The following is a 25073-nucleotide window of genomic DNA, read 5'->3' as shown; positions in this document are numbered from 1 at the left end:
CGGGTACCTCCTCCCGCGTCGCACCGTGTCGTGGACGACGGTTCGCGCCGCTCCGGCAGGAGGACTTCGGAGATGTCGACGTGGGCCCTGTTCGGGCTGGTTGTGGTGGTGGTGCTGGTGGCCGTCGGGATCGCCGGGTTCCTGCGGTGGGGCCGTAGCCGGGAGGACGACGCCGCGTCGTCCGAAGGGGAACGTCCGCGCACCGTGGCCGACCTCGTCGACCGCCGCGCCCTCGGCCTCGACGACGGGCCCCGCGAGCCCGCGCCCGACCCGTCGCCGCCGGCGGACGAGGACGCGCAGGCGCCGGCGGCCGACGAGGAGCCGACCGGGGGCCGTGCGGCGCCCGGGCCCGACGACGGCACCGACGACGGCGCCGACGAGGAATCCGAGGGCACCGGACGGGCGGTCGACGCGACCACGCCCGTCCCGGCGGTCCGCCCGCGGGAGGAGCGCCCACGGACCCCCGCCGGCGCGGCCCCGGCCGACGACCTCGGGCCGTCGTCGTCGGCACCGGACATCACCGAGGCGGTCGGCTCGGCCGACCCCACCGACGAGCTGCCGGCGCTCCCCCGGGTGACACCCGATGTGAGCGCCGGGCCGGTCGGACCGCCCTGGTCGCGCGGGTTCAAGGACGGCAAGGCGCTGGAGCCGGTCGAGCCCGCCCCGGCCCGCCGGTCCCCGGCACCCACGCCGTTCGTGCGGCGGCGTGCCGTCGTGGACCCGGCCGCCCGTGCCGCCGACGAGGAGACCACGGCCACCGGTTCCGGCCCGGACAGCTCGGCACCGGACATCAGCACGCCCGTCACCGGGGTCACCTCCGTCCGTGACGACGCGGCCACCGGGGTCGACGAGGTTCCCGCCGCCCCGGCTGCGGACGCCGGTCCCGCCGGGAGCCCCGCCCCCGTCGAGGACACCGCTCCGAGCTCCGTCGACGCGGACCCGACGGACGCGGATGCGGATCCGGTCGACCGCGAGGCCGCCGACGCCGATTCCGACGCCGATTCCGAGGACACCGACGACGCCGTCGACCAGGCCCGACCCGTCACGCCGCAGTCCCGCGCGCCCTTCGACCCGGACCTCGTCCGGCGGGTCACCGCACTGCCCTCGGAGCGCACCTCGGTCCGGGCACCGGCGGACCCGGACACCGAGCGGGAGTTCCGCGAGGCCCGGGACCGGATCTCCGCCCCGCACACGTGGGCGAGCCGCGTTCCCGAGCAGGCCGGTGCCCCCGAGCCCGGCGCCGAGACCCCGCCGGTGAGCCGTATCCCGTCGATCGGTCTCGCCGCCACCGGAGCCCGTGCCCCGCGCGACGCGGAGAACCCCGAGCCGCCGCCGCGGCCCGCCCCGCGGGTGCTGCGCTCGGTGCGTCCGGGGAGCGCGCCGCGACACCTCGCCCCCTCGCCGGAGGGCACGTCCGCGAGCGGCGACGACACCGTCGAGGAGCCGACCCACGGCGACACGGCCACCGGCGACACGGCAGCGCCGGCCGGGGACGCCGACACCGCCGCCTCGGACGGCCCCGACCGCGACCTCACCCCCGGGCCGGCCACCCCGGGCCCGGCCACGACCGGAGAGCCCCCGACCGGGCGGCCCGCGACCGAGCAGTCCGGCGGGACCGCCGAAGACGCCCTGCCCGGCGACGCCGCGCCCGACGACACCGCGCCCGGCGACACCGCGCCCGAGGGCGCCGTCCCCGGCGAGCCCGCGACCGCGGACGCGTCCCCCGCCGACGTCCCGCTCGCGGCCGTCGCCCCGGTGCCCGCGGCGCCGGACCGGGTCACCCCGGACGCACCCGGCCGGGCCCCCCGGGACCAGGACCAGCAGGACCGGGACCCGCAGGACCGGGACCCGGCGCCCACCATCCCGGAGCGGCCCGAGGCCGCGCCGGAGGCCGAGGAGACCACCGTGCACGCCGGCCCGACCACCGCCATCCGCCCCGACCGGGCGGAGGACGTCTCCCTGTCCGTGCTCCGGACCGGCCCCGCGCCGTCGCCGGTCGTCCCGGACACGGCACCGCAGGACGTCGAGGTCCGTGTCGTCGACGCCACCGACGGCCCGCTGCCCGGCGCCGACGTCGCGCTGCGCGACCGCGCCGGCGCCCCGATCGGCTCCGCCACCACCGGTACCGGCGGGACGGCCCACGTCGCGGCGCCGGGCGCCGGGACGTTCGTCGTCGTGGCCCGCCTCGACGGGTACCTGCCGGGCGTCGCCACCTGCACCGTCGGCGACGACGACGCCACGACCACCCTGCGCCTGACCGCCGCCGCGGCCGTCCACGGCTCGGCACCGGCCGGTACCGGGGTCGTCCTGTCCCAGGACGGTGAACCGGTCGCCTCGGCGACGGCGGCCGCGGACGGGACCTACCGCCTCACCGACCTGGAACCCGGTCGCCACCTGCTCACCGCGGGCGAGGGGCCGGGCGTCGAGGTCGTCCTCACCCCCGGCGGCGACGAGCGGCAGGACCTGACGGGCTCGTGACCGACACCTCGGACGTCCACGGCAGGCTCCCGGGCGTCGGGGGCGTCGAGCTGTTCTGGCAGGGCCGCCTCCCCGAGGGGGCCCCACGGGGCGTCCTGCTGGTCAGCCACGGCATCGGCGAGAACTCCGGCCGCTACGACGCCGTCGCCGACACACTGCTCCCCGACGGCTGGGCCGTGTACGGCCTGGACCACCGCGGCCACGGCCGCTCCGGTGGCACCCGGGTGCACGTCCGCCGCTACGACGACCTGCTCACCGACTTCGAGACCTTCCGCCGTGAGACGGTCGCCCGGCACCCGGGGGTGCCGGTGTTCCTGCTCGGGCACAGCCTCGGCGGCCAGATCGCGCTCGCCTACGCGCTGCGCCACCAGGACCGGCTCGACGGGCTCGTGCTCTCCGCCCCCGCGCTGGCCTCCGACGCGGTCCCGGCCGCGCTCGTCCCGTTGCTGTCGGTCGTCGCCAGGGTCCTGCCCACGGTCCGCCCGGTCGGGATCGACACGTCCGCGATCAGCTCGGACCCCGCCGTGGTCGCCGCCTACGACGCCGACCCGCTGGTGCACCACGGCCGTCCCACCCTCGCCCTGGGGGCGGAGATCTACCGGCAGATGGCCGAGCTGCCCGTGCGGGCCGCGGAGCTGCGGCTCCCGCTGCTCGTGCAGCACGGCACGGCCGACCGGCTGACCGACCCGGCGGGGACCCGGCTGCTCGACGAGCGTTCCGGGTCCGCCGACACCACCGTGCTCTGGTACGACGGGTTCTGGCACGAGATCTACCACGAACCGGGCCGGGCGTCCCCGCTCGCGGACCTGCGGGACTGGCTCGACCGGCACCGTGAGGCGGCCCGCGCGGCGACCTGACCCGACCGATCGCCCTCTCGCCGCGCCGGACCCGTGCCGGTGGTGCGATCCTGGTGCCGGTACGGCGGAACGGGGTGGCGCACACGGTGGAGCGGTTCGACCGGCGGACGGAGGACGAGTACGTCCCCGTCCGCGACCTGCTGGTGGCGATCGACTGGTCGGCGACCCCGCTGGGGGCGCGCGAGACCTGGGACCGCGAGCTCGAGGACACCATCCGGTTCATCCTGGAGAGCCGCCAGCCGCTCGTCGCGTGGTGGGGTCCCGAGCTCGTCCTGTTCTACAACGACGAGTTCGCCCGGCACTCCGGCCTGCGCCATCCCGCGGCCTTCGGCCGCCCGCTGGGACAGGGCTGGCCGGAGAGCGCCGCGCACCTCGCGGGAGACCTGGACGAGCTGCTGTCGGGGGACAGCGAGGGCATCTACCGCAGCGACGACCGGATGGTGCTGCATCGCTGGGGTACGCCGGAGGTCACCTGGTGGACCTACTCCGTCACCCCCGTCCGCGGCCCCGGCGGCGAGGTCCTCGGAATGATCGTCTTCACCGCCGAGACCACGGTCCAGGTCGTCGCGAGCCGGCGCATGTCGGCACTGGCCGCGCTCGGCGAGGTGGCCCGCGACGCCCCGACGCTCGACATCGCCGTCGAACGGCTCGGCGCGGTCCTGACCGACCTGACCGACGACATCGGCTGCGCCGTGGTGTCGGCGATCGGCGCCGACCCCGCCCGGCTGGTCACCGTCCGGATCGACGGGCCGCCCGCGGAGTGGCTCCCCGACGACCTCGACTCCGACCGCGCGACCGACGCCGAGTTCCTCCCGGTGGACCCGGTCCCCGTCCAGGGGGCCGAGGGCCTCCCGGTCACCGACGTCGTCCGGTCGACGGTGCACACCCCCGACGGGACGACCGGCATCGCCGTCGTGCTCGGGGTGCCGCCGCTGCTCCCGCTCGACGAGGACCACCGCTCGTTCCTGCGGCTGGTCGCGGGCACCATCGGCGGCCTGCTGACCGCGGCGCTCGCCCGCGACCGCGAGCGCGACCGGCACGACGACGCCGGCCTGATCGAGCAGGCCCGTGCCGAGTACTACGCCGGCCTCGGCGACGAGTTCCGCGACCCGTTGACCCTCGTCCTCGGACCGCTGGAGCGGCTGCGCGACCACGACGACGCCGCCGTCCGCGGCCAGGTGGAGCTCGCGCAGCGCAACGCCCAACGGATGCTCAAGCTGGTCGACGGGCTGCTGGACGTCTCCGCGCTGCAGACCGGCAGGCACGACGGGTTGTTCGCCCCCACCGAGATCGGGAAGACCACCGCCGCGCTCGTCGAGGAGTTCGCGCCCGTCGTCGAACGGGCCGGACTGGAACTGACGGTCTCCTGCCCGCCGCAGGTCCGGCCGGTGTGGGTGGACCGCGACGCGTGGGAGAAGGTCGTCCTCAACCTGCTCAGCAACGCGGTGAAGTACACCCGCCGGGGCGGGATCACCGTCGACCTCGCCCAGGACGGCGAGCAGGTCGTGCTGCGCGTGTCCGACACCGGTGCCGGCATCGTCGAGAGCGAGCTGGACGCGGTGTTCGACCGCTTCCACCGCCCCACCCGCCGGCACGGCCGCAGCGGCGACGGCAGCGGCCTCGGCCTGCCGCTGATCCGCCAGCTGGTCCGGCTGCACGGCGGCTCCATCGGCGTGACCAGCGCCCCCGGGGAGGGCAGCACGTTCACCGTCCGCCTCCCGCTCGGCTTCGCCCACCTGCCGCCCGAGCGCCTCGTCCGGGCCCGGGTCGGGGCCCGGACCAGCCCGCAGCTCGCCGCGCCCTACGTCGCGGAGGCGATGCGCTGGCTGCCCGACGCCCCGGAGCCCACGGACACCCCGCAGGCGCCGGCCCGCGGACGCTCGATCGACGGGACGGTCGTCGACGGGCTGGAGCTCGAGCACCGCGACCGGGTGCTCGTGGTCGACGACGACCGCGAGATGCGCGGCTACCTGCGTGACCTGCTCGTCGAACACTGGACCGTGCGGGTCGTCGCCGACGGCGCGGCCGCGCTGGACTCCGCCCGGACCGACCCACCGGACCTGGTCGTCGCGGACGCGGCGCTCCCGGGCAACGGCGGCATCGAGCTCCTGCGGGCGCTGCGGTCGGACCCCCGTACGGTCGGGGTGCCGGTCGTGCTGCTGTCCTCGCGGGCGGGGGAGGAGGCCGCCGTCGAGGGCTTCGCCGCCGGCGCCGACGACTACCTGGTCCGACCGTTCTCCGCCCGTGAGCTGCTCGCCCGGGTCGCGAACCACCTGCAGCTCGGCCGGGTCCGGCGGGCCGCCGAGCTCCAGTTCCGGGCCATGGCCGACTCCACCCCCGCCCTGATCTGGGTCGACGACCCGGGCGGGCACCGGCTGTTCGTCAACCGGGGCTGGCTCGACTTCACCGGTGTCGAGGACGCGGCGCAGGAGCTGGGTCACGACTGGCGCCGCCGCATCCACCCCGACGACCGCGAGCGCTACCGGTCGGTGACCACGGCCGCGGCGCGCGCGCACGCGCCGTTCGAGGTCGAGTACCGGCTCCTCGACCGTGCGGGCCGGTACCGGTGGGTGCTCGACCGGGGCGCGCCCGTCCGCGACGGCGAACGTTCCGCGGGCTACGTGGGCGGCTGCCTCGACATCGACGTCCAGCACCGGGAGCAGCGCAGGCACCGCATCTACTCCGAGGTCGCCGAGTCCCTCGAGCGGGAGATCACCCGGACCGGGCGTACCGACCGGCTGGTCCGCGCCGTCGTCGAGGACCGGCTCGCCGACATCGCCGTCGTGCACGCCGCCGCCGCGGCCACCGGCACCGGCACCCTCGCCGTCTCCGCGGAACGCTCGGCGCTGGAGCCCTCGCTGTGGCGGCTGGCCCCGCTCGTCCCCGCCGACGACGACGGCCGCCCCGAGATCATCGACGCCGACCGGCTCGAGCAGGCCCTGAGCCGGCTGGCACCCACCCAGCGCCGGGCCTGGACAAGGCTGCGCATGAGCTCGGCGATGGTCGTGCCGCTGTCCGCCCGCGGGCGCACCAGCGCCGTGCTGACCGTCGTCCGCACCGAGGCGGGCGACCCCTACACCGACGACGACCTCGACCTGCTGTCCGAGATCGGCCGCCGGGCCGGGCTGGCCGTCGACAACGCCCGCCTGCTGGAGCAGGAGCGCGCCTCCGCCCAGCGACTCGGCCTGCTGCACCGGGCCACCGCGAAGATGTCGGCGGCGGCGACCCCCGGCGAGGTCGCCGCCATCGCCGCCGACCACATCGTCGACCTGCTCGACGCCGACCACGCCGGGCTCTGGGAGATCCGCGGCGAGTGGTTGCAGGCACTGACCGGGCACGGCTGGGACCGCGACATGTGGCAGCGTGCCGCGCGGATCCGGGTCGACGCGCCGCTGGCGTTCACCGAGGTCCTCGCCGGACACGAGCCGATGTGGTTCACCACAGCCCACGAGTGGGCGACGCGCTACCCCGCGGCCATCGGCATCGCCCCGGACCACACCCAGACCATCGGCTACCTGCCGCTCATCGCGGGCGGGCGCTCGCTGGGGGTCCTCGCGGTCGCCATGCTGACCGAGCGACGGCTGTCCGACGCGGACAAGGAGGCGGCCGTCGCCGTCGCCGAGCTCGCCGCCCAGGCGCTGGACCGGGCGTCGATGCTCGACGCCGAGACCGAGGCCCGCCGGCTCGCCGAACGGCTCGGGGCCGTCGCGACCGGTCTGGCCCGGGCCACCGACCTGGAGTCGGTGGCCGAGGTCGTCGTCGAGCACGGCCGGATCTCGATCGGGGCGGACGCGGTCGCGGTGCTCGTCGTCGGCGAGGGTGGCTCGTTGTCGCTGCTCCAGGAGACCGGCTGGCCCGCGGACGGTCCGCCGATGCGCTCGCCCGGCCGTGCGCACCCGCTGAGCCGCGCGGTGAGCAGCGGTGAGCCGATCTGGAACGCGGGTGATCCGGCCGAGGGCGAGGTGCTGCGCTATCCCGTGCACACCGCGGTGCCGCTGATGGTCGCGGCCCGGCCGATCGGCGTCATCGGTCTGCGGTTCCCGGTCGAGCCGGTGTTCACCCCCGAGCAGCGCAGCTTCGTGCTCACCCTGGCCAACCAGTGCGCGCAGGCGATCGTCCGTGCCCAGCTGCACCAGGCCGAGCACGAGGTCGCGGTCACCCTGCAGCGCAGCCTGCTGCCGCAGCGGCTCCCCGACATCGAACGGCTGTCGCTGGCCACCCGCTACCGCCCCGGCACCCAGGGGACCGAGGCCGGAGGGGACTGGTTCGACGTCCTCGACCTCGGCGACGACCTGGTGGCCCTCGTCGTCGGCGACGTCGTCGGCCGCGGGCCGGCCGCGGCCGCGGTGATGGGGCAGCTGCGGTCCGCCGTCGCGTCGAACCTGGTCAACGGCCAGCCCCCGGCACGGGCGCTGGAGCAGCTCGACCAGTACGCGCTGCGGGTGCGCGGCGCGATGGCCAGCACCGTGGCGATCGCGACGATCGACACCGGGACCGGCGAGATGCACTACGCCAGTGCCGGGCACCCCCCGCCGCTGGTCGCCGGCCCGGACGGGGTGCGGACCCTGTCCGAGGGCCGCGGCGTGCCGCTGGGGATCTCCGGGCGGCCCCCGTTCCCCGAGGCCGTCGACCGGATGGAGCCCGGCGAGACGATCCTGCTCTGCTCGGACGGGCTGTTCGAACGCCGCGACGAGATCATCGACGACGGTCTGGCCCGGCTGTCCGCCGCCTTCGACGAGCTGTCCGCCGCGCAGCCCCGCGACATGGCGGACACGCTGCTGCACCGCATGTCGGAGGGGATGGTGATCCCGGACGACACGGTCGTCGTCGTCGCCCGGCTGATGCCGCCGCCGCTGCGGATCGCGATCGAGGCCGACCCGAAACGGCTGGCCCCGCTGCGCCGCGCGGTGGCGGCCTGGGCGGCGCAGTGCGGGATGGGCCCCGACGCGGTCAGCGACCTGCAGCTGACCGTCGGCGAGGCGGCCACCAACTCCATCGAGCACGCCTACCTGCCCGAGGACACCGACGGGCGGGTCGGGGTCGACCTCGACCTGGCACTGACCGCGGACGGTTCGGTCGCGGTGCGTGTCACCGACGGCGGTCGCTGGCGACCGCCGCCGCCCGACCCGGGCTACCGCGGCCGCGGCATCGCGCTCATCCGCGAGCTCGCCGGGGACGTGCACATCGACCCGTCGGACTCCGGGACCACCGTGCGGTTCCTGCTGCCGGCGATCCCGGTCGAGGTCGGCACCCCGGGGGCCGGGCCGCCGGTGGAGTTCGTCGCCGGGGAGCCCGACCCGGACCGCGACCGGATCGACGCCGCCTCCGTCGACGGTGACGGCGACGGCACCGTCCGGGCCCGGCTGCGGGCGGTCCCGGACGCACACGGCGTGCGGATCGCGATCGTCGGCGACCTCGACCTCGGTGGGGTCTCGGCGATCCGTGCCCCGCTGATGCAGCACGTCGACCGCGGGCTGCCGATCACCCTGAACCTGCCGGGCGAGGCGTTCGTCAGCAGCGCCGGGATGGCCCTGCTCTCGGAGGTCGCACGCCGGATGCGCACCCACGGGGCCGCGCTGACCCTCGTCGCCCCCGCCGGCAGCCAGGCCCGTCGCTCGCTGGTCCTGTCGGGTCTCGACACCGTCATCGGCATGTCCGACGACGACGGTGCCTGATCCGACCTGTCCGGACAGCTGCGGGCCGCTCCCGCGGGCCGGACGGCGGGTTGAAAGGGCGCCCGTCGCTGTGATGGCATGCGGGACATGAGTCAGGCAGCGACCCTCGGACCCCTGTGGGGGACCCGTCGCGCCGACCACTTCGACCAGGGCTGTCGCCCGAGCTGAGTCCTTCGACCACGCTCGCCCGACCTCTTCCTGGAGTACCCCCGTGTCCGCGCCCGCCTCCGTGCCCACCGGTCTGTCCGTTCCCCGTTCCACCCGTCCCGGGGCCGGTCCGGCCCGCCCCCGGCCGCGCGTCCCGCACGCGCGGCCCGTCACCGCGCCCACCCCGTACGGCCTCGACGACCTGCAGGAGCTGACCCGGGAGGTCGCCGCCGAGGTCCGTGCCGGCCGGCACGAGGTCGTCGTCGACCCGGACCGGCGGTGGTACCGGCTGCTGCGCAGCGACGGTTTCGTCGACGTCTGGCTGATCAGCTGGGCCACCGAGCAGATCGCGGAGCTGCACGACCACGCCGGCTCGCTCGGCGCCCTCACCGTGGTGTCCGGCTCGCTGACCGAGCGGCGCTGGAGCGGCCTGTCCGGGCTGCGCACCCGTACCCTGCGCCACGGCCGCGGGGCCGCGTTCCCGCTCGGCCACGTGCACGACGTCGCCAACACCGCCGACGACCCGGCGGTGAGCGTGCACGCCTACTCGCCGCCGCTGTCGGCCATGTCCTACTACGACGTCGAGGACGTCGCCGGCACCACCGGGCACCAGCGCCTGCGCCGGACCCGCACCGAGCTGGTCGAGCCCGGGCAGGGCGTGGGATGACCCGCACCGTCGCCGACCTGCTCGCCGCGGCCCGCGCCCGGCTCGACCGGCCCGACCCGCGGCGCGCCGCCGAGCTGGCCGCCGCCGGGGCACACCTGGTCGACACCCGTCCCGGCTGGCAGCGCCGCGAGGAGGGCCAGATCCCCGGCGCCCTGGTGATCGAGCGCAACCACCTCGAGTGGCGCCTGGACCCGACCTCCGACGCCCGCGTCCCCGAGGCGGTCGACCACGACGTCACCTGGGTGCTGTTCTGCTCGGAGGGCTACAGCTCCAGTCTGGCCGCGGCGTCGCTGCAGGACATCGGGCTGCGCCGGGCCACCGACGTCGACGGCGGGTTCCGGGCCTGGGCGGCCGCCGGGCTCCCGGTCGAGGCGGGTCAGGACGGCCCGTCGGAGGCCACCCGCCCGCCGGACAGGCGCGCGTCGAGGTAGCCCGCGACGAGCGCGGTCAGCTCGTCGACGACGACCGCCCGCGCGAACCCGGGCCGTTCCAGCACGTAGCCGGTGGTCAGGTGCTCGACGGTCCGCACGACCGTCCACGCGGCGGCGCGGGCCGCATCGGTGCTCCCGGCGCCGTGGGTCAGCAGGACGGTGGTGACCAGGTCGTCGATCCGGCCGGCGAACGCGGCCCGGCGCCCGCCGGGGGAGCGCGGCAGCTGTTCGACGATCACCCGCAGCAGATCCGGCTCCTCGGAGAAGGTGTCCAGCAGCGCCTCCAGCGTCGCGCGCACCGCCGTCGTCGTCGTGCCTGCCCCCGGTCCGGCGACCGCCACCGAGTCGAGGAACGCGCGCGAGACGCGAGCCTCCATCGCGTCGAGGTAGCGGTCCAGCACCTCGGTCAGCACCGCGTCCTTGTCCGGGAAGTACTGGTAGAGCGACCCGGGGGACACCCCGGCGGCCGCCGCGATCCGGTTGGTGGACGCGCCGTCGTACCCGCGGGTGACCAGCACCTCCCGGCCCGCGGCGACGATCCGCTCCACCATCGCCCGGGACCGTTCCTGACGCGGCTCCCGCCGCCGGGCGCTGCGCCCGGTCACCGGCCGGTCCGGAACGCGCGTTGAAGGCGAGCATTCGCTCGTGTCAGCATCGGTCCATGCTGGCAGAGCCGCCCCTCGCCCCGCGACGCTTCCGCAGCGCTCCCGAGCGCGCGGCGCGGATCGCGCGCCCGCTCGGCGTCGTCGCCGGGGTACGCGAGCCCGACCACGCGCTGCTCGCCGAGATCGGTCGCCGGATGCTGACCCGGGACGAGACCGGAGCCGCCCTGGCCCGCGCGATGGGGCGCGACCGCGACGATCCGCAGCGGGTGACCATGCGCGCCCTGCACGCCGCGCTCGCCGCGGGCGCCGCCCCCGCCGACGCGCCGCCCGCGCTGCGCGGGTTCCTCGCCGCCGTCACCCCGGACCCGGACTGGCTCGACCGGGACCTGCTCGACCACGGTGCCCGCGCCTACCGCAGGCTCGGCCGCAGCCGCGACGACGTGCTGCTCGGACTGTCGCTGATCGGCGGCTACCGCTACGGCGGCCCCACCGAGCTGCTGGTGCGCACCGGCGGACTGACCGGAGCGGGTGCGATGCGCCGACTCGGCGAGACCCAGGCGTGGGCGTTCGCCGTCAGCCGCCCCGGCGGGATGCTGCCCGGGGGCGAGGGCTGGGCGGCGACGCTGCACGTGCGGGCGATGCACGCGCTCGTCGCGGAGCGGTTCGAGCGCGGCGACCGGTACGACGTCGACACGCACGGCCTGCCGATCAACCAGGCCGACTCCGCCGCGACCCTCGGGCTGTTCAACAGCACCGCGATCCTCGGCTGCCGGCTGCTCGGCCGGCACGTCCCGCGCGCCGACGGCGCCGCGATCATGCACCTCTGGCGCTACGTGGGGTGGCTCATCGGCGTCGACGACGACTGGCTGTTCGACTCCGAACGCGACCAGAACGCCTTCAACCACCACGTCGTGCTCGCCCAGGGTGCCGTCACCCCGGCCGGCCCGCAGCTGGCGGGCGCCCTGGTCGAGGGGCTGCGCAGCGAGCGGACCGGCGGGCGGGTGGACCGGCTGCGCGGCGCGTGGGAACGGCGACGGCTGCTGTCGCTGCTGCGGGTGTTCCTGCGTGCCGAGGGTCTGCGCGACCTGGACCTGCCGGTCGGCGTGCCGTGGGCGTGGCCGTCGCAGGTGCTGCGCAACCTGGTCGAGTCGCTGCTCGTCGCGCGGAGCCGCCGGGGACGGCGGTGGCTGGAACGGCGCTCGGACCGCCGTGTCCGGGCCGACCTGACCCGCCGCTTCGGTCGCGAGACGCCCGGGCCGCGCGATCTGGCGGCCTGAGCAGACCCGGCTCCGGCCGGGACGGGGACCCGGCCGGAGCGCGGCGGATCAGGTGAACGCGCTGATGCCCGTCACGTCGCGGCCCACGATGAGGGTCTGGATGGTCTCGGTGCCCTCGAAGGTGTGGATGGCCTCGATGTCGGCCCAGTGCCGCACGACGTGGTGTTCCAGCAGGATGCCGTTGCCACCCAGCAGGTCCCGCGCCTCGGAGAGGATCTTGCGTGCGGTCCGGGTGTTGTGCATCTTCGCCAGCCCGGCCACGGTCGGGGACAGCTTCCCGGCCTCGGCCAGGCGCGCGGACTGCATGCAGTAGAGCTGCATGCCGGTGAGGTCGGCGAGCATCGCGACGAGCCGCTGCTGCACGATCTGGAAGCTCGCGAGCGGCTTGCCGAACTGCTCGCGCTCCAGGGCGTAGCGCAGTGCGGCGTCGTAGCCGGCGGTCGCGTGGCCCAGCGCCATCCAGGCGCAGGTGCCCCGGGTGGTGGCCAGCACCGCGGCGCAGTCGGCGAACGTCCGGGCCTGCGCCAGCCGGTTCTCCTCCGGCACGCGGACCCCGTCCAGCTCGATGTCGGCCTGCCAGAGCGCTCGCAGCGACACCTTCCCCGGGATGACGGTGGCCTCGTAGCCCTCCGCCGGGGTCTCGACGACGAAACCCAGCACCTCGCCGGAGTCGGTGTCGCGGGCCCACACGACCACCAGGTCGGCGACACTGCCGTTGCCGATCCAGCGCTTGGACCCGCGCAGCACCCAGTGGTCGCCGTCGCGGGTGGCGGTGGTCTCCAGCGCGACCGAGTCCGACCCGTGCATCGGCTCGGTCAGCGCGAACGCGCCCAACTTGTCCATGGTGGACATGGACGGCAGCCAGCGCTGCTTCTGCTCCTCCGACCCGCACATCGCGATCGCCTTCATCGCCAGACCCGCGTGCACGCCGAGGAACGTGCCGAGCGAGCCGTCGCCGCGGTGCAGCTCCATGTGCACCAGCCCCAGGGCGAGCGGGCTCATCGCCGCGGCACCGTAGCCCTGGATGTCCTCACCGACGATGCCCAGCTCGGGCAGTCGGCGGAACAGGTGCCAGGGCAGCTCGGCGCGCTCCCAGTACTCGTTGATGCCGGGGAGGACCTCGGCGTCGACGAACTTGCGGGTGTCGGCGAAGCGCTGCCACTGCTCGTCGGTGAACTGGTCGCGGACCGAGAAGAAGTCGGTACCCAGGGCCTCGCCCAGCTCGGTGTACGGGGTAGTCGGTGCGGTCATGATCGCGTGCCCCTCGCCGTCGACGGAGACCTGATCCTCACACCGATCCGCCGATCCCGCCGGATCCGTGCGGTGGGGAACGGGATCCGGCGCCGGTGCGGGCGCCGGCCCGCCCCCGGTCACCCGGCCCGGACCGGGCCGAACGCCTCCAGCGCCACGTCCTGCCAGCGCTCCCACTCCGCGATCTGTGCCAGGTACTGCGCGCGGACGGCCTCGAACGACCGGCCGAAGAACACCCGCAGCGGCGGGTCCTCGGCGTCGACGACGGCGAGCAGCGCGGGGACCGTCGCCGCCGGGGCCCCGACGTCGAAGGCCCCGGCGGTGTCCCGGACGTGGTCGTAGTCCGGCAGCGGCGCGCTGTGCCGGGTGGCCTCGAGCCAGCCCGTCGCGTACGGGCCGGGCTCGACGTTCGTGACGCGGATACCCAGCTCGCGGACCTCGCCGGCGAGGGACTGCACGAGCCCCTCCACCGCCCACTTCGACGCGTGGTACGCCCCGATCCCGGGGAACGCGCGCACGCCCCCCTCGCTCGTCACGGTGACGAGATGTCCGCTGCGCTGGCTGCGGAGGACGGGCAGGGCGGCCTGCAGCACCCACAGCGCACCGAAGAAGTTGGTCTCCAGCTGCGCACGGATCTCGTCCTCGCCCAGCTCCTCGACGGCACCGAAGTGCCCGTATCCCGCGTTGTTCACGACCACGTCGAGCCGGCCGAAGTGCTCGGCGGCCCGGCGGCCACCGCCCGGCGATCGGTGACGTCGAGGGAGATCGGGAGCACGGCGTCGCCGTGGGCGGCGACGAGACCGTCGAGCATGCGCACGTCCCGCCCCGTCGCGGCGACCCGGGCACCTCGCCGCAGCGCGGCCTCGGCCCACAGCCGCCCGAAGCCCCGCGACGCGCCGGTCAGGAACCACACCTTGTCGTTCGTCATGGGTCCAGCGTGCGCCGCACCGGCACATGCGACAAGCGAGACCTGTGCACGACAGACATGAGCAGAACGCATACCATCGGGCTCATGGCCGAGCTGACCGTCGCCGGGTTGCGGACCGTGTTCGAGGTCGCCCGGCAGGGCTCGTTCAGCGGCGCGGCGACCGTGCTCGGGTACACGCAGTCGGCGGTGTCCCGGCAGGTCGCGGCCACGGAGGCGGCCGCGGGCTCGGAGCTGTTCGAGCGGTTGCCGCGCGGGGTGCGGCCGACCGCGGTCGGCGAGGTCGTCGTCCGGCGGGCGGGCCGGGTGCTCGCCGAGCTCGACGGCGCACTGGAGGAGGTCGCCGGAGTGCGCGACCGCTTCGCCGGGAGCCTCGTGGCGTCGGGGTTCCCGACGGCGACGGCGGTGCTGCTGCCGAGGGCCGTCGCCAGGACGCGTGCGCGGCACCCGGGCCTCCGGGTCGCCCTGCAGGAGGCGGCGAGTCCGGTGCAGGTGCGACGCCTGCGCGCCGGACGGGTGGAGGTGGCGGTGGTCGCGGTGGGTGACGGGCTCCCCGCACCGGACCTCGACGGGCTGCGTGCCGAGACGCTGCACGTCCCCCGTGGCCCGGGAGTCGCCGTCGGCCGGGCGCACCGGCTCGCCGACCGGGACGTGCTCGACGTGGAGGACCTGGCCGGCGAGACCTGGGTGACCGGCACGGGCCCGGCCGGCGAGCCGCAGTTCGGCGCGTGGCCGGGCCTGTCCGAGCCGCACGTCGGCTACGAGGTGCGCCACTGGGCGACCCGGTTCGGGCTGGTCGCCGCCGGGCTCGCCGTCACCGTGGTGCCCGGTCTGGCCGCGGACTCGGTGCCGCGCGACGTGCGCTGGATCCCGGTGCGCGACCCCGTCGTGCCGGACCGCGCGTTGCTCGCGGTCACCGCCGGCGCGCCGTCGGGTGCCGCCTCGGCGCTCGTGCGGGCGATCCGCGAGGAGGCGGCGGCGTTGGGTGCGCCCGTCACTCCCTGACCAGGCAGAACGGGTGCCCGATCGGGTCGAGGAACACCCGGAAGCTCGTCGGCACGGGCTGGACGTCGTGCTTGCGCGCCCCGAGGGCCAGCACCGCGGCCTCCCCGGCGTCGAGGTCGGGCACGGCGAAGTCGACGTGCCCGCGCTGCGGGCGCACCTGCCCCGGCCACTCCGGCGGGGTGAACTCCCCCTCGGAGATCTGCTGGAACGCCAGGGTGGCGCCGGCCCCGCCCGGGTCGAGCTCGACCCAGTCCGGGTCGGTGTCGGTGGGGCCGGCCACGGGCCAGCCGGTGATCGCGGAGTAGAACCGGGCGAGCTCCGACGGGTCCGGGCAGTCGAGCGCGAAGAGTCGGAACGTGGCGATCGGTGCATCGGCCATGGCCGCAGTGTGCCCGCGACCCCCGACAGTCACAGCTCGTCGATCGCCCGCTCGATCCGCCGCGCCGACACCGGATGCCGGGTCCTCATCGGGTGGGCGTAGAGCGAGATGCGCAGCTCCTCGACCATCCAGCCGATCTCGCGCAACGCCGGCGACGGCTCGGTGCCCTCGGGCAGCGCGGCGAGCAGTGCGCGGTACTCGGCCTCGACCGGGGCGATCTCGGCGGTCCAGCGGGCGTCGCGGGCGGGATCGGCCCGCAGCTTGTCCAGCCGCAGCTCGCAGCCCTGCAGGTAGCGCTTCACGTCGCCGAGCCGGTTCGCGCCGGCGGCGGTGACGAAGCCCGGCGCGGTCAGCCGGCCCACGACCGCCGTCACGTCGGCGCCGCCGTCGCGGGTGGCGGGCCCGCGCAGCTCGCCCAGCGCCGCGCCGACCCGGTGCCACACCTCCAGCACGCCGCGCACGGCGTCGAGGACCTGCAGGGTCGTCGCGGGCAGCCGCATCCGCAGCAGCTCCGCGAGCCGCGCGAACTGCGCCGCGTCGAACGGGTCGCCGCCGCCACGGGCCATCAGGTGGTCCGCTGCGGCCGTCGTGCAGTCCGCGAGCAGTGCGTCGAGCGAGCCGTGCGGGTTGCGCGACAGGGCGAGCCGCGCCCGGTTGTCCAGGCCGCGCTGCACCTGCTTGGCGGGGTTCGGGGTGGTGAGCATCAGCAGCCGCCGCGCGCCGCGGTGGTGGGCGGGGCCGCGCTCGTCGGCCGTCGCGTACACCCGGACCTCGACGGTGTCGCCGCGGTCGCGCAGCCCGGGGTACCCGGTGACGGTGTGCGCGCCGCGCCGGATCGGCAGTTCGCGGGGCAGCTCGCCGATCGTCCACGAGGTCAGGCCGGTCGCCTCGATCCCGCTGCCCGCCGCGGCCAGCTCCTCGCGCACCTTCGGCGCGAGCCGGCGGCGCAGGCGGTCCAGGTCGGTGTCGCGGGCCAGCTCGGCGCCGCTCTCGTCGAGCACCCGGAAGGTCACCGTCAGGTGCTCGGGCAGCCGCTCCAGCTCCCAGTCCTCGCGCCGGATCTCCACGTTCCGCATCCGGCCCAGCTCGTCCTCCAGCACGTCCAGCAGCGGCCGGCGGCCGTCGTCGCCGCGCAGCCGCGCCAGCACCGCCTTCGCGTGGTCGGGGGCGGGGGAGAAGTTGCGGCGCAGGTTGCGCGGCAGGGTCCGGATCAACGCGGTCACGAGCTCCTCGCGCAGGCCGGGCACCTGCCAGGTGAACGGTGTCGCGTCGACCTGGTTCAGCGCGGCCACCGGCACGTCGACGGTCACGCCGTCCTCGCGGTGACCGGGCTCGAACGCGTAGGACAGCGGCAGCGTCAGCCCACCCGCCTCGACGTGGTCGGGGTAGTGGGTGCGGTCGAGCTGCTTCGCGGCCTCGGTGGCGAGCATCTCCTCGGTCCAGGTGAGCAGCTCCGGGTCGCGCTTGCCGGCCTGCTTCCACCAGCGGTCGAAGTGCTTGCCGGACACGACGTCGGCGGGGACGCGCTCGTCGTAGAAGGCGAACAGGGTGTCCTCGTCGACGACGAGGTCGCGCCGCCGGGCCCGGTGCTCCAGCTCCTCGGCGTCGTCGAGCAGGGCGCGGTTGGCGTGGAAGAACCGGTGCCGGGTGTCCCAGTCGCCCTCGACGAGGGCGTGGCGCAGGAACAGGTCGCGGCTCACCTCGGCGTCGATGCGGCCGTAGGCGACGGTGCGGTCGGCGACCAGTGGCAGCCCGTGCAGGGTGACCCGCTCGGTCGCCACGGCGCTCCCGCGCTTGCGGGACCAGCGCGGTTCCGAATACGTCTTCTTGACGAGATGCTCGGCGAGCGGCTCGATCCAGTCCGGCTGTACCGGTGCGACGGTCCGTGCCCACAATCTCGTCGTCTCGACGAGTTCGGCGGCCATCACCCAGCGCGGGGGCTTGCGCGCCAGACCCGAGCCGGGCCAGATCGCGAACTTCGCGCCGCGGGCTCCGAGATAGTCCTTCGGACCCTTCCGCTCCTTCTTGCCGTCCTTGCCCTTCTCCGCGAGAGGGTCCTGCATGCCGACCTGCGACAGCAGCCCGGCCAGGACGGACTGGTGGATCCGGTCGGTGTGCCGCGGCCACTCGGGGTCGTGGTCGTTCAGATCCATGCCGGAGCTGCGGGCGGCCTGGCGGAGCTGGCCGTGCAGGTCCCACCACTCGCGGACCCGCAGGTAGTGCAGGAAGTCCTCGCGCAGCTCGCGGCGGAACCGGCTGCCCGACAGCTCGTCGCGGCGGGCGTTCAGGTGGTCCCACAGGCGCAGGTAGGCCAGGAAGTCCGAGCCGTCCTCGGTGAACCGGCGGTGCCGCTCGTCGGCGGCCTGGCGCTGCTCGGTCGGCCGCTCGCGTGGGTCCTGCACGCTCAGCGCGGCCGCGATCACCAGGACCTCGCGCAGGCAGCCGTTGCGGTGCGCCTCGACGAGCATCCGGCCGAGCCGCGGGTCCACCGGCAGCCGGGACAGCGCGTGTCCCACGGAGGTGAGCGAGCGGCGGTCCGGGCGCAGTGCACCCAGCTCGTGCAGCAGGTCGAGACCGTCGGCGACGGCGCGCCGGTCCGGCGGCTCGACGAACGGGAACTCGGCGATCTCGCCCAGGTCCAGCGCGATCATCTGCAGGACGACCGAGGCCAGGTTGGTACGCAGGATCTCCGGGTCGGTGAACTCGGGACGGGCGTCGAAGTCGTCCTCGGCGTACAGCCGGATCGCGATGCCGTCCGAGGTGCGGCCGCAGCGCCCGGAGCGCTGGTTCGCCGAGGCCTGGGAGATCTTCTCGATCGGCAGCCGCTGCACCTTGAGCCGGCGCGAGTAGCGCGAGATGCGCGCCGTGCCGGTGTCGACGACGTAGCGCACACCGGGGACGGTCAGCGAGGTCTCGGCGACGTTGGTGGCCAGCACGACCCGGTTGCCGGCGTGCGGGGCCCACACGCGCTGCTGCTCGGCGGTCGACAGGCGGGCGTAGAGCAGCAGGATCTCGGTGTTCCGCAGGTTGCGCCGCTCCAGGGCCTCGGTGGCCTCCCGGATCTCGCGCTCACCGGGCAGGAACACCAGCACGTCGCCGGGGCCCTCGCGCTGGAGCTCGACGACGGCGTCGCCGATCGCGTCGTCCAGCTCGCGGTCGGGGTCGGCGTCCGGGTCGTCGGGGTCGACGACGGGCCGGTACCGCACCTCCACGGGGTAGGTCCGGCCGGAGACCTCGACGACCGGGGCGGGCGTGTCGTCGCCGCCGAAGTGCCGCGCGAAGCGCTCCGGGTCGATCGTCGCGGAGGTGATGACGACCTTGAGGTCGGGACGGCGGGGGAGCAGCCGGGTCAGGTACCCGAGGATGAAGTCGATGTTGAGGCTGCGCTCGTGCGCCTCGTCGATGATCAGCGTGTCGTAGGCGAGCAGGTCCTTGTCGCCGGCCAGCTCGGCCAGCAGGATCCCGTCGGTCATCAGCTTGACCATCGTCGCGTCGCCGACCTGGTCGGTGAAACGGACCTTCCAGCCGACCGCGCCGCCGAGCTCGACGCCCAGCTCCTCGGCGATCCGGGTCGCGACGGTGCGCGCGGCGAGCCGCCGCGGCTGGGTGTGGCCGATCATGCCGTGCACGCCGCGGCCGAGCTCGAGGCAGATCTTCGGCAGCTGTGTCGTCTTCCCGGAACCGGTCTCCCCGGCGACGATCACCACCTGGTGGTCGCGGATCGCGTCGGCGATCTCCTCGCGGCGCGCCGACACCGGCAGCGTCGCGGGGTAGCTGATCGTGGGCAGCGCCGCCCGGCGGCGGGCGATCCGGTTCTCCGCCGCGTCGACGGCCTCGGCGACGCGCTGCTGGGCGCGGCCGTCGCGGGCACGGTCGAGGCGGCCGCGCAGCCGCCCGGCCCGTGCCGGTCCGAGCCCGTCGAGGCGCTCGCGCAGCGCGGCCAGTTCGTCGTCGCCCATCGGGGGGAGCGCGGGCCCGTCGTCGCGACGGGGGCGGTCGTCCCCGGTGGGTGAGCCGGCGGGGTCCGGGCCGTCGCGGTCGGGGCCGCGACGGCCGGGCTGGTCGGGGCCGGGCGCCGTGACGGCAGCGCGCCGGCCCCGCGGCCCGCGGCGGCGCTGCGTCGATGCACGGCGGCGCTGCTGATCGCGGGCCGGGACGCCGCGCGCGGCGCCCGCCGTCCCGGGGGCGGCCTGCGCTGCGGCGAGGTCCGATGAGGTGGTCTCGTGTGGAGGTGTGTCCTGCGGGGTGCCGGAACTCCCGCCGCGCGGCTGGTGCTCGCCCCGGGCGCCGGAACGGCGGCGGGGGCGGCGCGGGCGGTCGTGCGACGACGGCTGTGCGGAGGTCGAGGACGGGACGGGTTCGCTGGACATCGTTCGTTCAGTCTGCCTGCTCGCCCGGGACCGGGCGTGCGCCGACCATGGTGACCGGCCTCGCAGGCGTCGTCGAATGGATTTCGGGAAGGGGAGGTATGGGGTCCGAACCGGACGCCGGTCGCCTCGCGGCGAGTGGCGCATCGTGGCTCCAGCCGAACGGAACTCCACGACGGCGGTTATCTATTGCGGCCCGGGGACTCGATTCGCCCGGCTCGGACAGTCGTTCCAACGGGCGGGGGTCGCGGTTCATTCCCGCCCCGGGTGAGTGGTCCCGGATGACTCCCCGTCCACGTCGGGCTCCGCCGCGGCGAGCCGGGCCAGCAGGTCGCGCAGCCGGGTCCGGTCGGCCCCGTCGAGCGGGGCGAGGAACTCGGCGGCCAGCGCGCGGGCCTCGGTCGCGGCCCCGTCGGCCAGGCGCTCGCCCTCGTCGGTGAGGTGGACCAGCCGTCGTCGCTGGTCGGCCTCGGAGCGGGTACGGGTCAGCCAGCCGTGGCGCTCCATCCGGCGCAGCAGCTCGGTGGTGGTGCCCTTGTCGGTCGCGGCGAGCGACCCGAGCGTGACCTGGTCGATGCCGGGCCGGTGGCGCAGCGCGTCGAGCATCGCGTACTGCGGCTTGGTCAGCTGCGGGACGCGTTGCTGCCAGGTCGCGGTGTGGGACTGCAGGGCCCGGCGGAGCAGGTGGACGACCGCCTCGTCGGCACCCGGGTTGCGATCGGTCATGCCGCGAGTATAGTGCGTATACAAACAGTTAGTATACGAACTAGTTGGGAGGTGGCCCGGTGCGACTCGTCGTGGGGATCACCGGCGCGACCGGCGCGATCCTCGGGATCCGCCTGCTGGAGGCGCTGCGCGCCGCCGAGGTCGACACGCACCTCGTGCTCTCGAAGTGGGCGCGGGCGACGATCGTCGAGGAGACCGGCTGGACGGTGCCCGAGGTCGAGGCGCTGGCCGGGACCGCGCACCCGTTCGGGGACCAGGCGGCGTCGATCTCGTCTGGGTCGTTCCGGACCGACGGGATGGTGGTCGTCCCCTGCTCGATGAAGACGCTCGCCCAGATCCGGCACGGCATCGCCGACGGGCTCGTCGCCCGTGCCGCGGACGTCACGATCAAGGAGGACCGGAAGCTGGTCCTCGTCCCGCGGGAGACCCCGCTGTCGGAGATCCACCTCGAGAACATGCTGGCCCTGCGCCGCACCGGGGTGCGGATCGTCCCGCCGATGCCCGCCTTCTACAACCACCCGGCCGGGCTGGACGACGTCGTCGACCACGTCGTCGCACGCATCTGCGACCAGTTCGACCTGCCCGCCCCGCGGGCCCGCCGCTGGACCGGCGGGTCCGCCCGTCAGAGGAGGAGCGCCTGATGGACACCTTCCGCGACTACCTGGCCGAGCTCGAGCGGCACGGCCAGCTCCTGCGCATCGACGACGAGGTGAAGGCCGAGCCCGACCTCGGCGCCGCCGGTGCCGCCGCGCCGAAGCTCGGCGACCGCGCCCCCGCGCTGCTGTTCACCGACGTCGCCGGATTCCGCGACCCGAACATCGTGCTCAACGCGCACGGCTCCTGGGCCAACCACGCCGTCGCGCTCGGGCTGCCGCCGGAGACCCCGGTGCGCGAGCAGGTCGAGGAGTTCGGCCGTCGCTGGGACGCCTTCCCGGTGCCGGTCGAACGGCGCGCCGACCCGCCGTTCGCGGAGAACACCGTCGCCGGCGAGGCGGTCGACCTGTTCGCGCTGCTGCCGCTGTTCCGGATCAACGCCGGCGACGGCGGCTTCTACATCGACAAGGCCGCCGTCGTCAGCCGCGACCCCGACGACCCGGACTCCTTCGGCAAGCAGAACCTGGGCATCTACCGGATGGAGGTCCAGGGCCCGCGCACGCTCGGGCTGCAGCCCGTCCCGCAGCACGACATCGCGCTGCAGCTGCGCCGGGCCGAGGAGCGCGGCGAGGATCTGCCGGTCGCGATCGCGCTCGGCAACGAGCCGACGATCCCGCTGGTCGCGGGCATGCCGATCGCCTACGCCGACAGCGAGTACGAGATGGCGGGCGCCCTGCGCGGCTCGCCCTGCCCGATCGCCACCGGCCCGGAGACCGGGCTCGACGTCCCGTGGGGCTGCGAGATCCTGCTGGAGGGCGTCGTCCTGGGCCGCGAGCGGCACTTCGAGGGCCCGTTCGGCGAGTTCACCGGGCACTACTCGGGCGGCCGCCGGATGCCGCAGATCCGCATCGACCGGGTCTCCCACCGGACCACGCCCTACTTCGAGCACCTCTACCTCGGCATGCCGTGGACCGAGTGCGACTACCTCATCGGGCCGAACACCTGTGTCCCGCTGCTCAAACAGCTGCAGGCCGAGTTCCCCGAGGTGCGCGCGGTCAACGCCATGTACACCCACGGGCTGCTCGCGATCGTCTCGGTGCGCAACCGCTACGGGGGCTTCGCCAAGGCCGTCGGGATGCGGACCATGACCACCCCGCACGGCCTCGGCTACTGCAAGGTCGTGATCTGCGTCGACGACACCGTGGACCCGTTCGACCTGCCCCAGGTCATGTGGGCGCTGTCGACCAAGATGCACCCCGCGCACGACCTGGTGACCCTGCCCGACATGCCGGTGCTGCCGCTGGACCCCGGGTCCGACCCGGCAGGCATCACCCACAAGCTGATCATCGACGCCACCACCCCGACCGCCCCGGACGAGCGCGGGCACTACTCCCAGGGCGTCGTGCCGCCCGACGACACCGCGGCCTGGGTGGAGCGCCTGGGCCGGCTCGTCGCCGGCGACCGGAAGGAGAACCGCTGATGACCTGCCCCCGCTGTTCCACCGACGGTGCCGCCGTGCTCGCGACCTCGCCGGTCCCCGGGGTGTGGACCGTGCACCGCTGCGGCCTGTGCGGCTTCGTCTGGCGCGACACCGAGCCGCCCACGGTCCGCGACGCCGCGCACTACCCGGACCGCTTCCGGGTCACCGCGCAGGACGTGGCCGCCGCGGCCGACGTGCCGACCGTCCCGGCGCGCCGGACGTGACCCCGACGCTGATGTGGGAGGCCCGCGCCGCCGACGGCCGCCGTGACGAGCTCCTCGACCACGTCCGCGAGCGGGCCGCCGCCGCGCTGGCCGGTGCCGAGCGCCACGAGCTGTTCGTCGCCGACGGCGGGCGGGTCGTCGTGATCGCGGTCGGGGTGCCGGCCGGGACGACGCTGCCCGAGCCGACCGGCGAGCTGCTGGCCCGGCCGCCGCACTCCTGGGGCTTCGACCGGGTCGACCCCTGACCGGTCCTCAGCGGGCCGCGAGCGCCGCGAGCACCCCGTCCGTCCACGGTGTCCACGCCTCGACCGCCCACGGCCCGAAGTCGCGGTCGGTCAGCACGACGGCGGCGGTGCGCACGTCCGGGTCGACCCACACGAACGTGCCGGACTGTCCGAAGTGACCGAAGGTCCGCGGCGACGAGCGTTCCCCCGTCCAGTGCGGGGACTTGCCGTCGCGGATCTCGAAACCCAGGCCCCAGTCGTTCGGCCGCTGCCGTCCGTAGCCGGGGAGCAGGCCGTCGAGCCCGGGGTAGGCGACGGTCGTCGCCTCGGCGACGGTGCGCGGGTCCAGCAGCTGCGGGGCCTGCAGCTCGGCGGCGAAGCGGGCCAGGTCCTCGACGGTGGACACCGCGCCCGCGCCCGCCGAGCCCGCCAGCCGGGTGTGCGTCATCCCGAGCGGGGTACAGACGGCCTCGTGCAGGTACTCGGCGAACCCGATGCCGGTCGCGTCCGCGATGGCGTCCGCGAGCACCGCGAACCCGGTGTTGGAGTAGATCCGCTGCTCACCGGGGGCGGCCTTGACGGCATCGGAGTCGAAGGCGAGACCGGAGGTGTGCGCGATCAGGTGCCGCACGGTCGCGCCCTGCGGGCCGGCCGCCTCGTCCCAGTCGACGGCACCCTCCTCGACCGCGACCAGCGCGGCGTAGGCCGAGAGCAGCTTGGTCACCGACGCCAGTCCGAACTCGCGGTCGGTGTCGCCCGCGGTGGCGAGCACGGTGCCGTCGGCGGCGACGACGGCCGCGCCCACGTGGTCGACCGGCCAGTCCAGGACCCGGCGCACCGCCGGGGCGAGCTCGGTCACGACGGGAGGTGCGGTCGGGTACGCATGCCGTCCATCCTGGCAAACGGGCGGGACCGCAGCCGCCCGGGCGAGGACCGGGCCCGTACCGCGTCCACCGGGCGCCTCGCCCGGCCGCGCACCGCGAGGAGGAGGACACCGTGCCGCTGCACCACGAGACGACCGGCTCCGGGCCGCCGCTGCTGCTGGTCCAGGGCGGCGCGGCGGAGGCCGGCGCGGCCCGGATGCTCGTCGGCGAGCTCGCCGTCACCCACCGGGTCCTCACCTACGACCGGCGCGGCGTCGGTCGCAGCCCGGCCGGGCCGGACCCGGTCGGGCCTGCCGGGCACGCCGACGACGCCGCCGCGCTGCTGGCCGGCACCGGACCGTCCGCCGTCGTGGGGGTCGGCATCGGCGCCGTGATCGGCCTGCTGCTCGCCGTCCGCCACCCGGGACTGGTCACGACGCTGGTGGCGCACGAGCCGCCGCTGCCCGATCTCGTCCGCGACGCCGACCGCGAGGCGGCCCTGGACCGGGTCGAGGAGCTCGCCGCGCGCGACGACCTGGGCGGCGCGCTGCGGCTGATGACCGCGCTGACCTCGGGCGACGACCCCGTCGAGCCCGGCTACCTGCCGGAGCCGCCGTCCGGGGACCCGGAGCCCGCGCTGCGCCGGTTCCTGCGCCATGACGTCCCCGCGGTGCGGGCCGTCCGCATCGACCCCGACGCGCTCACCGCGAGCGGGGTCCGGGTCGTCCCCACCGGTGGGCTCGAGTCGCGCGGGCGCTGGGAGCACCGCTGCGCCGAGGTGCTCGCGTCCCGGCTCGGGCGCGGTCTGGTCGAGCTGCCCGGCGGGCACGACGGGCCCGTCACGCACCCGATCGCCGGCGCGGCCGCGCTGCGCGGGCTGGTCGGCGGCACGTGAGCG

Annotated in this window: 20 protein-coding genes; 12 read left to right on the top strand and 8 right to left on the bottom strand. The window is 75.5% G+C overall.

Annotated features, from left to right (window positions below; all coding sequences use genetic code 11):
- Positions 1-72 precede the first annotated feature (72 nt).
- The 5 genes from KPF47_RS32695 to KPF47_RS32675 all read left to right on the top strand — a co-directional run bounded on the left by KPF47_RS32695 (position 73) and on the right by KPF47_RS32675 (position 10255).
- Complete coding sequence (locus KPF47_RS32695; RefSeq protein ID WP_224392603.1) at positions 73-2478, top strand: carboxypeptidase regulatory-like domain-containing protein; 2406 nt, start codon at positions 73-75, stop codon at positions 2476-2478.
- Positions 2475-3335, top strand: a complete 861-nt coding sequence (locus tag KPF47_RS32690) for an alpha/beta hydrolase (RefSeq protein ID WP_224392602.1) — start codon at positions 2475-2477, stop codon at positions 3333-3335. Before KPF47_RS32695 ends, KPF47_RS32690 begins: the two co-directional genes overlap by 4 nt.
- Positions 3336-3388: 53 nt before the next feature.
- Positions 3389-9010, top strand: coding sequence for a SpoIIE family protein phosphatase (locus KPF47_RS32685; RefSeq protein ID WP_224392601.1), 5622 nt, complete (start codon positions 3389-3391; stop codon positions 9008-9010).
- 211 nt (positions 9011-9221) lie between these two features.
- A complete protein-coding gene (locus KPF47_RS32680) occupies positions 9222-9824 on the top strand; it encodes a cysteine dioxygenase family protein (protein WP_224392600.1) in 603 nt (200 codons plus the stop codon).
- Complete coding sequence (locus tag KPF47_RS32675) at positions 9821-10255, top strand: rhodanese-like domain-containing protein (protein ID WP_224392599.1); 435 nt, start codon at positions 9821-9823, stop codon at positions 10253-10255. The genes KPF47_RS32680 and KPF47_RS32675 overlap by 4 nt, the downstream gene beginning before the upstream one ends.
- Here KPF47_RS32675 and KPF47_RS32670 read toward each other — a convergent pair.
- Complete coding sequence (locus KPF47_RS32670; protein ID WP_224392598.1) at positions 10201-10860, bottom strand: TetR/AcrR family transcriptional regulator; 660 nt, start codon at positions 10858-10860, stop codon at positions 10201-10203. The two genes, KPF47_RS32675 and KPF47_RS32670, sit on opposite strands and share 55 nt — an antisense overlap.
- A 56-nt stretch (positions 10861-10916) precedes the next feature.
- Here KPF47_RS32670 and KPF47_RS32665 point away from each other — a divergent pair, with 56 nt between their 5' ends.
- On the top strand, positions 10917-12137 hold the full coding sequence (locus KPF47_RS32665) for an oxygenase MpaB family protein (RefSeq protein WP_224392597.1): 1221 nt from the start codon (positions 10917-10919) through the stop codon (positions 12135-12137).
- A gap of 48 nt (positions 12138-12185) precedes the next feature.
- Here KPF47_RS32665 and KPF47_RS32660 read toward each other — a convergent pair whose 3' ends face one another.
- From KPF47_RS32660 to KPF47_RS40585, 3 genes are all read right to left on the bottom strand, one after another.
- Positions 12186-13388, bottom strand: coding sequence for an acyl-CoA dehydrogenase family protein (locus KPF47_RS32660; RefSeq protein ID WP_224392596.1), 1203 nt, complete (start codon positions 13386-13388; stop codon positions 12186-12188).
- 119 nt (positions 13389-13507) lie between these two features.
- Complete coding sequence (locus KPF47_RS32655; RefSeq protein WP_308015551.1) at positions 13508-14080, bottom strand: SDR family NAD(P)-dependent oxidoreductase; 573 nt, start codon at positions 14078-14080, stop codon at positions 13508-13510.
- Positions 14077-14316, bottom strand: coding sequence for an SDR family NAD(P)-dependent oxidoreductase (locus KPF47_RS40585; protein ID WP_308015550.1), 240 nt, complete (start codon positions 14314-14316; stop codon positions 14077-14079). Before KPF47_RS40585 ends, KPF47_RS32655 begins: the two co-directional genes overlap by 4 nt.
- Before the next feature lie 57 nt (positions 14317-14373).
- On the opposite strand from KPF47_RS40585, the gene KPF47_RS32650 reads away from it, so the two are divergent.
- Entirely contained in the window at positions 14374-15318 is a 945-nt protein-coding gene (locus KPF47_RS32650) for a LysR family transcriptional regulator (protein WP_224392595.1), read from the top strand.
- Here the strand turns inward: KPF47_RS32650 and KPF47_RS32645 are convergent.
- The 3 genes from KPF47_RS32645 to KPF47_RS32635 all read right to left on the bottom strand — a co-directional run bounded on the left by KPF47_RS32645 (position 15308) and on the right by KPF47_RS32635 (position 20790).
- A complete protein-coding gene (locus tag KPF47_RS32645) occupies positions 15308-15697 on the bottom strand; it encodes a VOC family protein (protein ID WP_224392594.1) in 390 nt (129 codons plus the stop codon). The genes KPF47_RS32650 and KPF47_RS32645 overlap by 11 nt on opposite strands.
- A gap of 29 nt (positions 15698-15726) precedes the next feature.
- Positions 15727-19656, bottom strand: coding sequence for an ATP-dependent RNA helicase HrpA (gene hrpA / locus KPF47_RS32640; RefSeq protein ID WP_374108933.1), 3930 nt, complete (start codon positions 19654-19656; stop codon positions 15727-15729).
- Between the two features lie 660 nt (positions 19657-20316).
- Positions 20317-20790, bottom strand: coding sequence for a MarR family winged helix-turn-helix transcriptional regulator (locus tag KPF47_RS32635; protein WP_224392592.1), 474 nt, complete (start codon positions 20788-20790; stop codon positions 20317-20319).
- A 59-nt stretch (positions 20791-20849) separates the two neighbouring features.
- Between KPF47_RS32635 and KPF47_RS32630 the strand changes: the two genes are divergently transcribed.
- Genes KPF47_RS32630 through KPF47_RS32615 form a run of 4 tightly spaced genes read left to right on the top strand, consistent with a single transcriptional unit; the run spans position 20850 to position 23333 of the window.
- On the top strand, positions 20850-21431 hold the full coding sequence (locus tag KPF47_RS32630; RefSeq protein ID WP_224392591.1) for a UbiX family flavin prenyltransferase: 582 nt from the start codon (positions 20850-20852) through the stop codon (positions 21429-21431).
- Positions 21431-22864: a non-oxidative hydroxyarylic acid decarboxylases subunit C gene (locus KPF47_RS32625; RefSeq protein ID WP_224392590.1), complete on the top strand. Its 1434-nt coding sequence runs from the start codon at positions 21431-21433 to the stop codon at positions 22862-22864. The genes KPF47_RS32630 and KPF47_RS32625 overlap by 1 nt, the downstream gene beginning before the upstream one ends.
- Positions 22864-23088 (top strand): non-oxidative hydroxyarylic acid decarboxylases subunit D, encoded by a 225-nt coding sequence (locus KPF47_RS32620; RefSeq protein WP_224392589.1) that lies wholly within the window; start codon positions 22864-22866, stop codon positions 23086-23088. Before KPF47_RS32625 ends, KPF47_RS32620 begins: the two co-directional genes overlap by 1 nt.
- Positions 23085-23333 (top strand): hypothetical protein, encoded by a 249-nt coding sequence (locus KPF47_RS32615; RefSeq protein WP_224392588.1) that lies wholly within the window; start codon positions 23085-23087, stop codon positions 23331-23333. Before KPF47_RS32620 ends, KPF47_RS32615 begins: the two co-directional genes overlap by 4 nt.
- Before the next feature lie 7 nt (positions 23334-23340).
- Here KPF47_RS32615 and KPF47_RS32610 read toward each other — a convergent pair whose 3' ends face one another.
- The gene (locus tag KPF47_RS32610; protein WP_224392587.1) at positions 23341-24171 is read right to left on the bottom strand and encodes a serine hydrolase; all 831 of its coding nucleotides are present in this window, start codon (positions 24169-24171) and stop codon (positions 23341-23343) included.
- A 137-nt stretch (positions 24172-24308) separates the two neighbouring features.
- On the opposite strand from KPF47_RS32610, the gene KPF47_RS32605 reads away from it, so the two are divergent.
- The gene (locus KPF47_RS32605; RefSeq protein ID WP_224392586.1) at positions 24309-25070 is read left to right on the top strand and encodes an alpha/beta fold hydrolase; all 762 of its coding nucleotides are present in this window, start codon (positions 24309-24311) and stop codon (positions 25068-25070) included.
- Positions 25071-25073: the final 3 nt, after the last annotated feature.

It is taken from the genome of Pseudonocardia sp. ICBG1293, assembly GCF_020131355.1.
Lineage (GTDB): Bacteria > Actinomycetota > Actinomycetes > Mycobacteriales > Pseudonocardiaceae > Pseudonocardia.
This window is presented reverse-complemented; position numbering and strand designations above follow the sequence as displayed.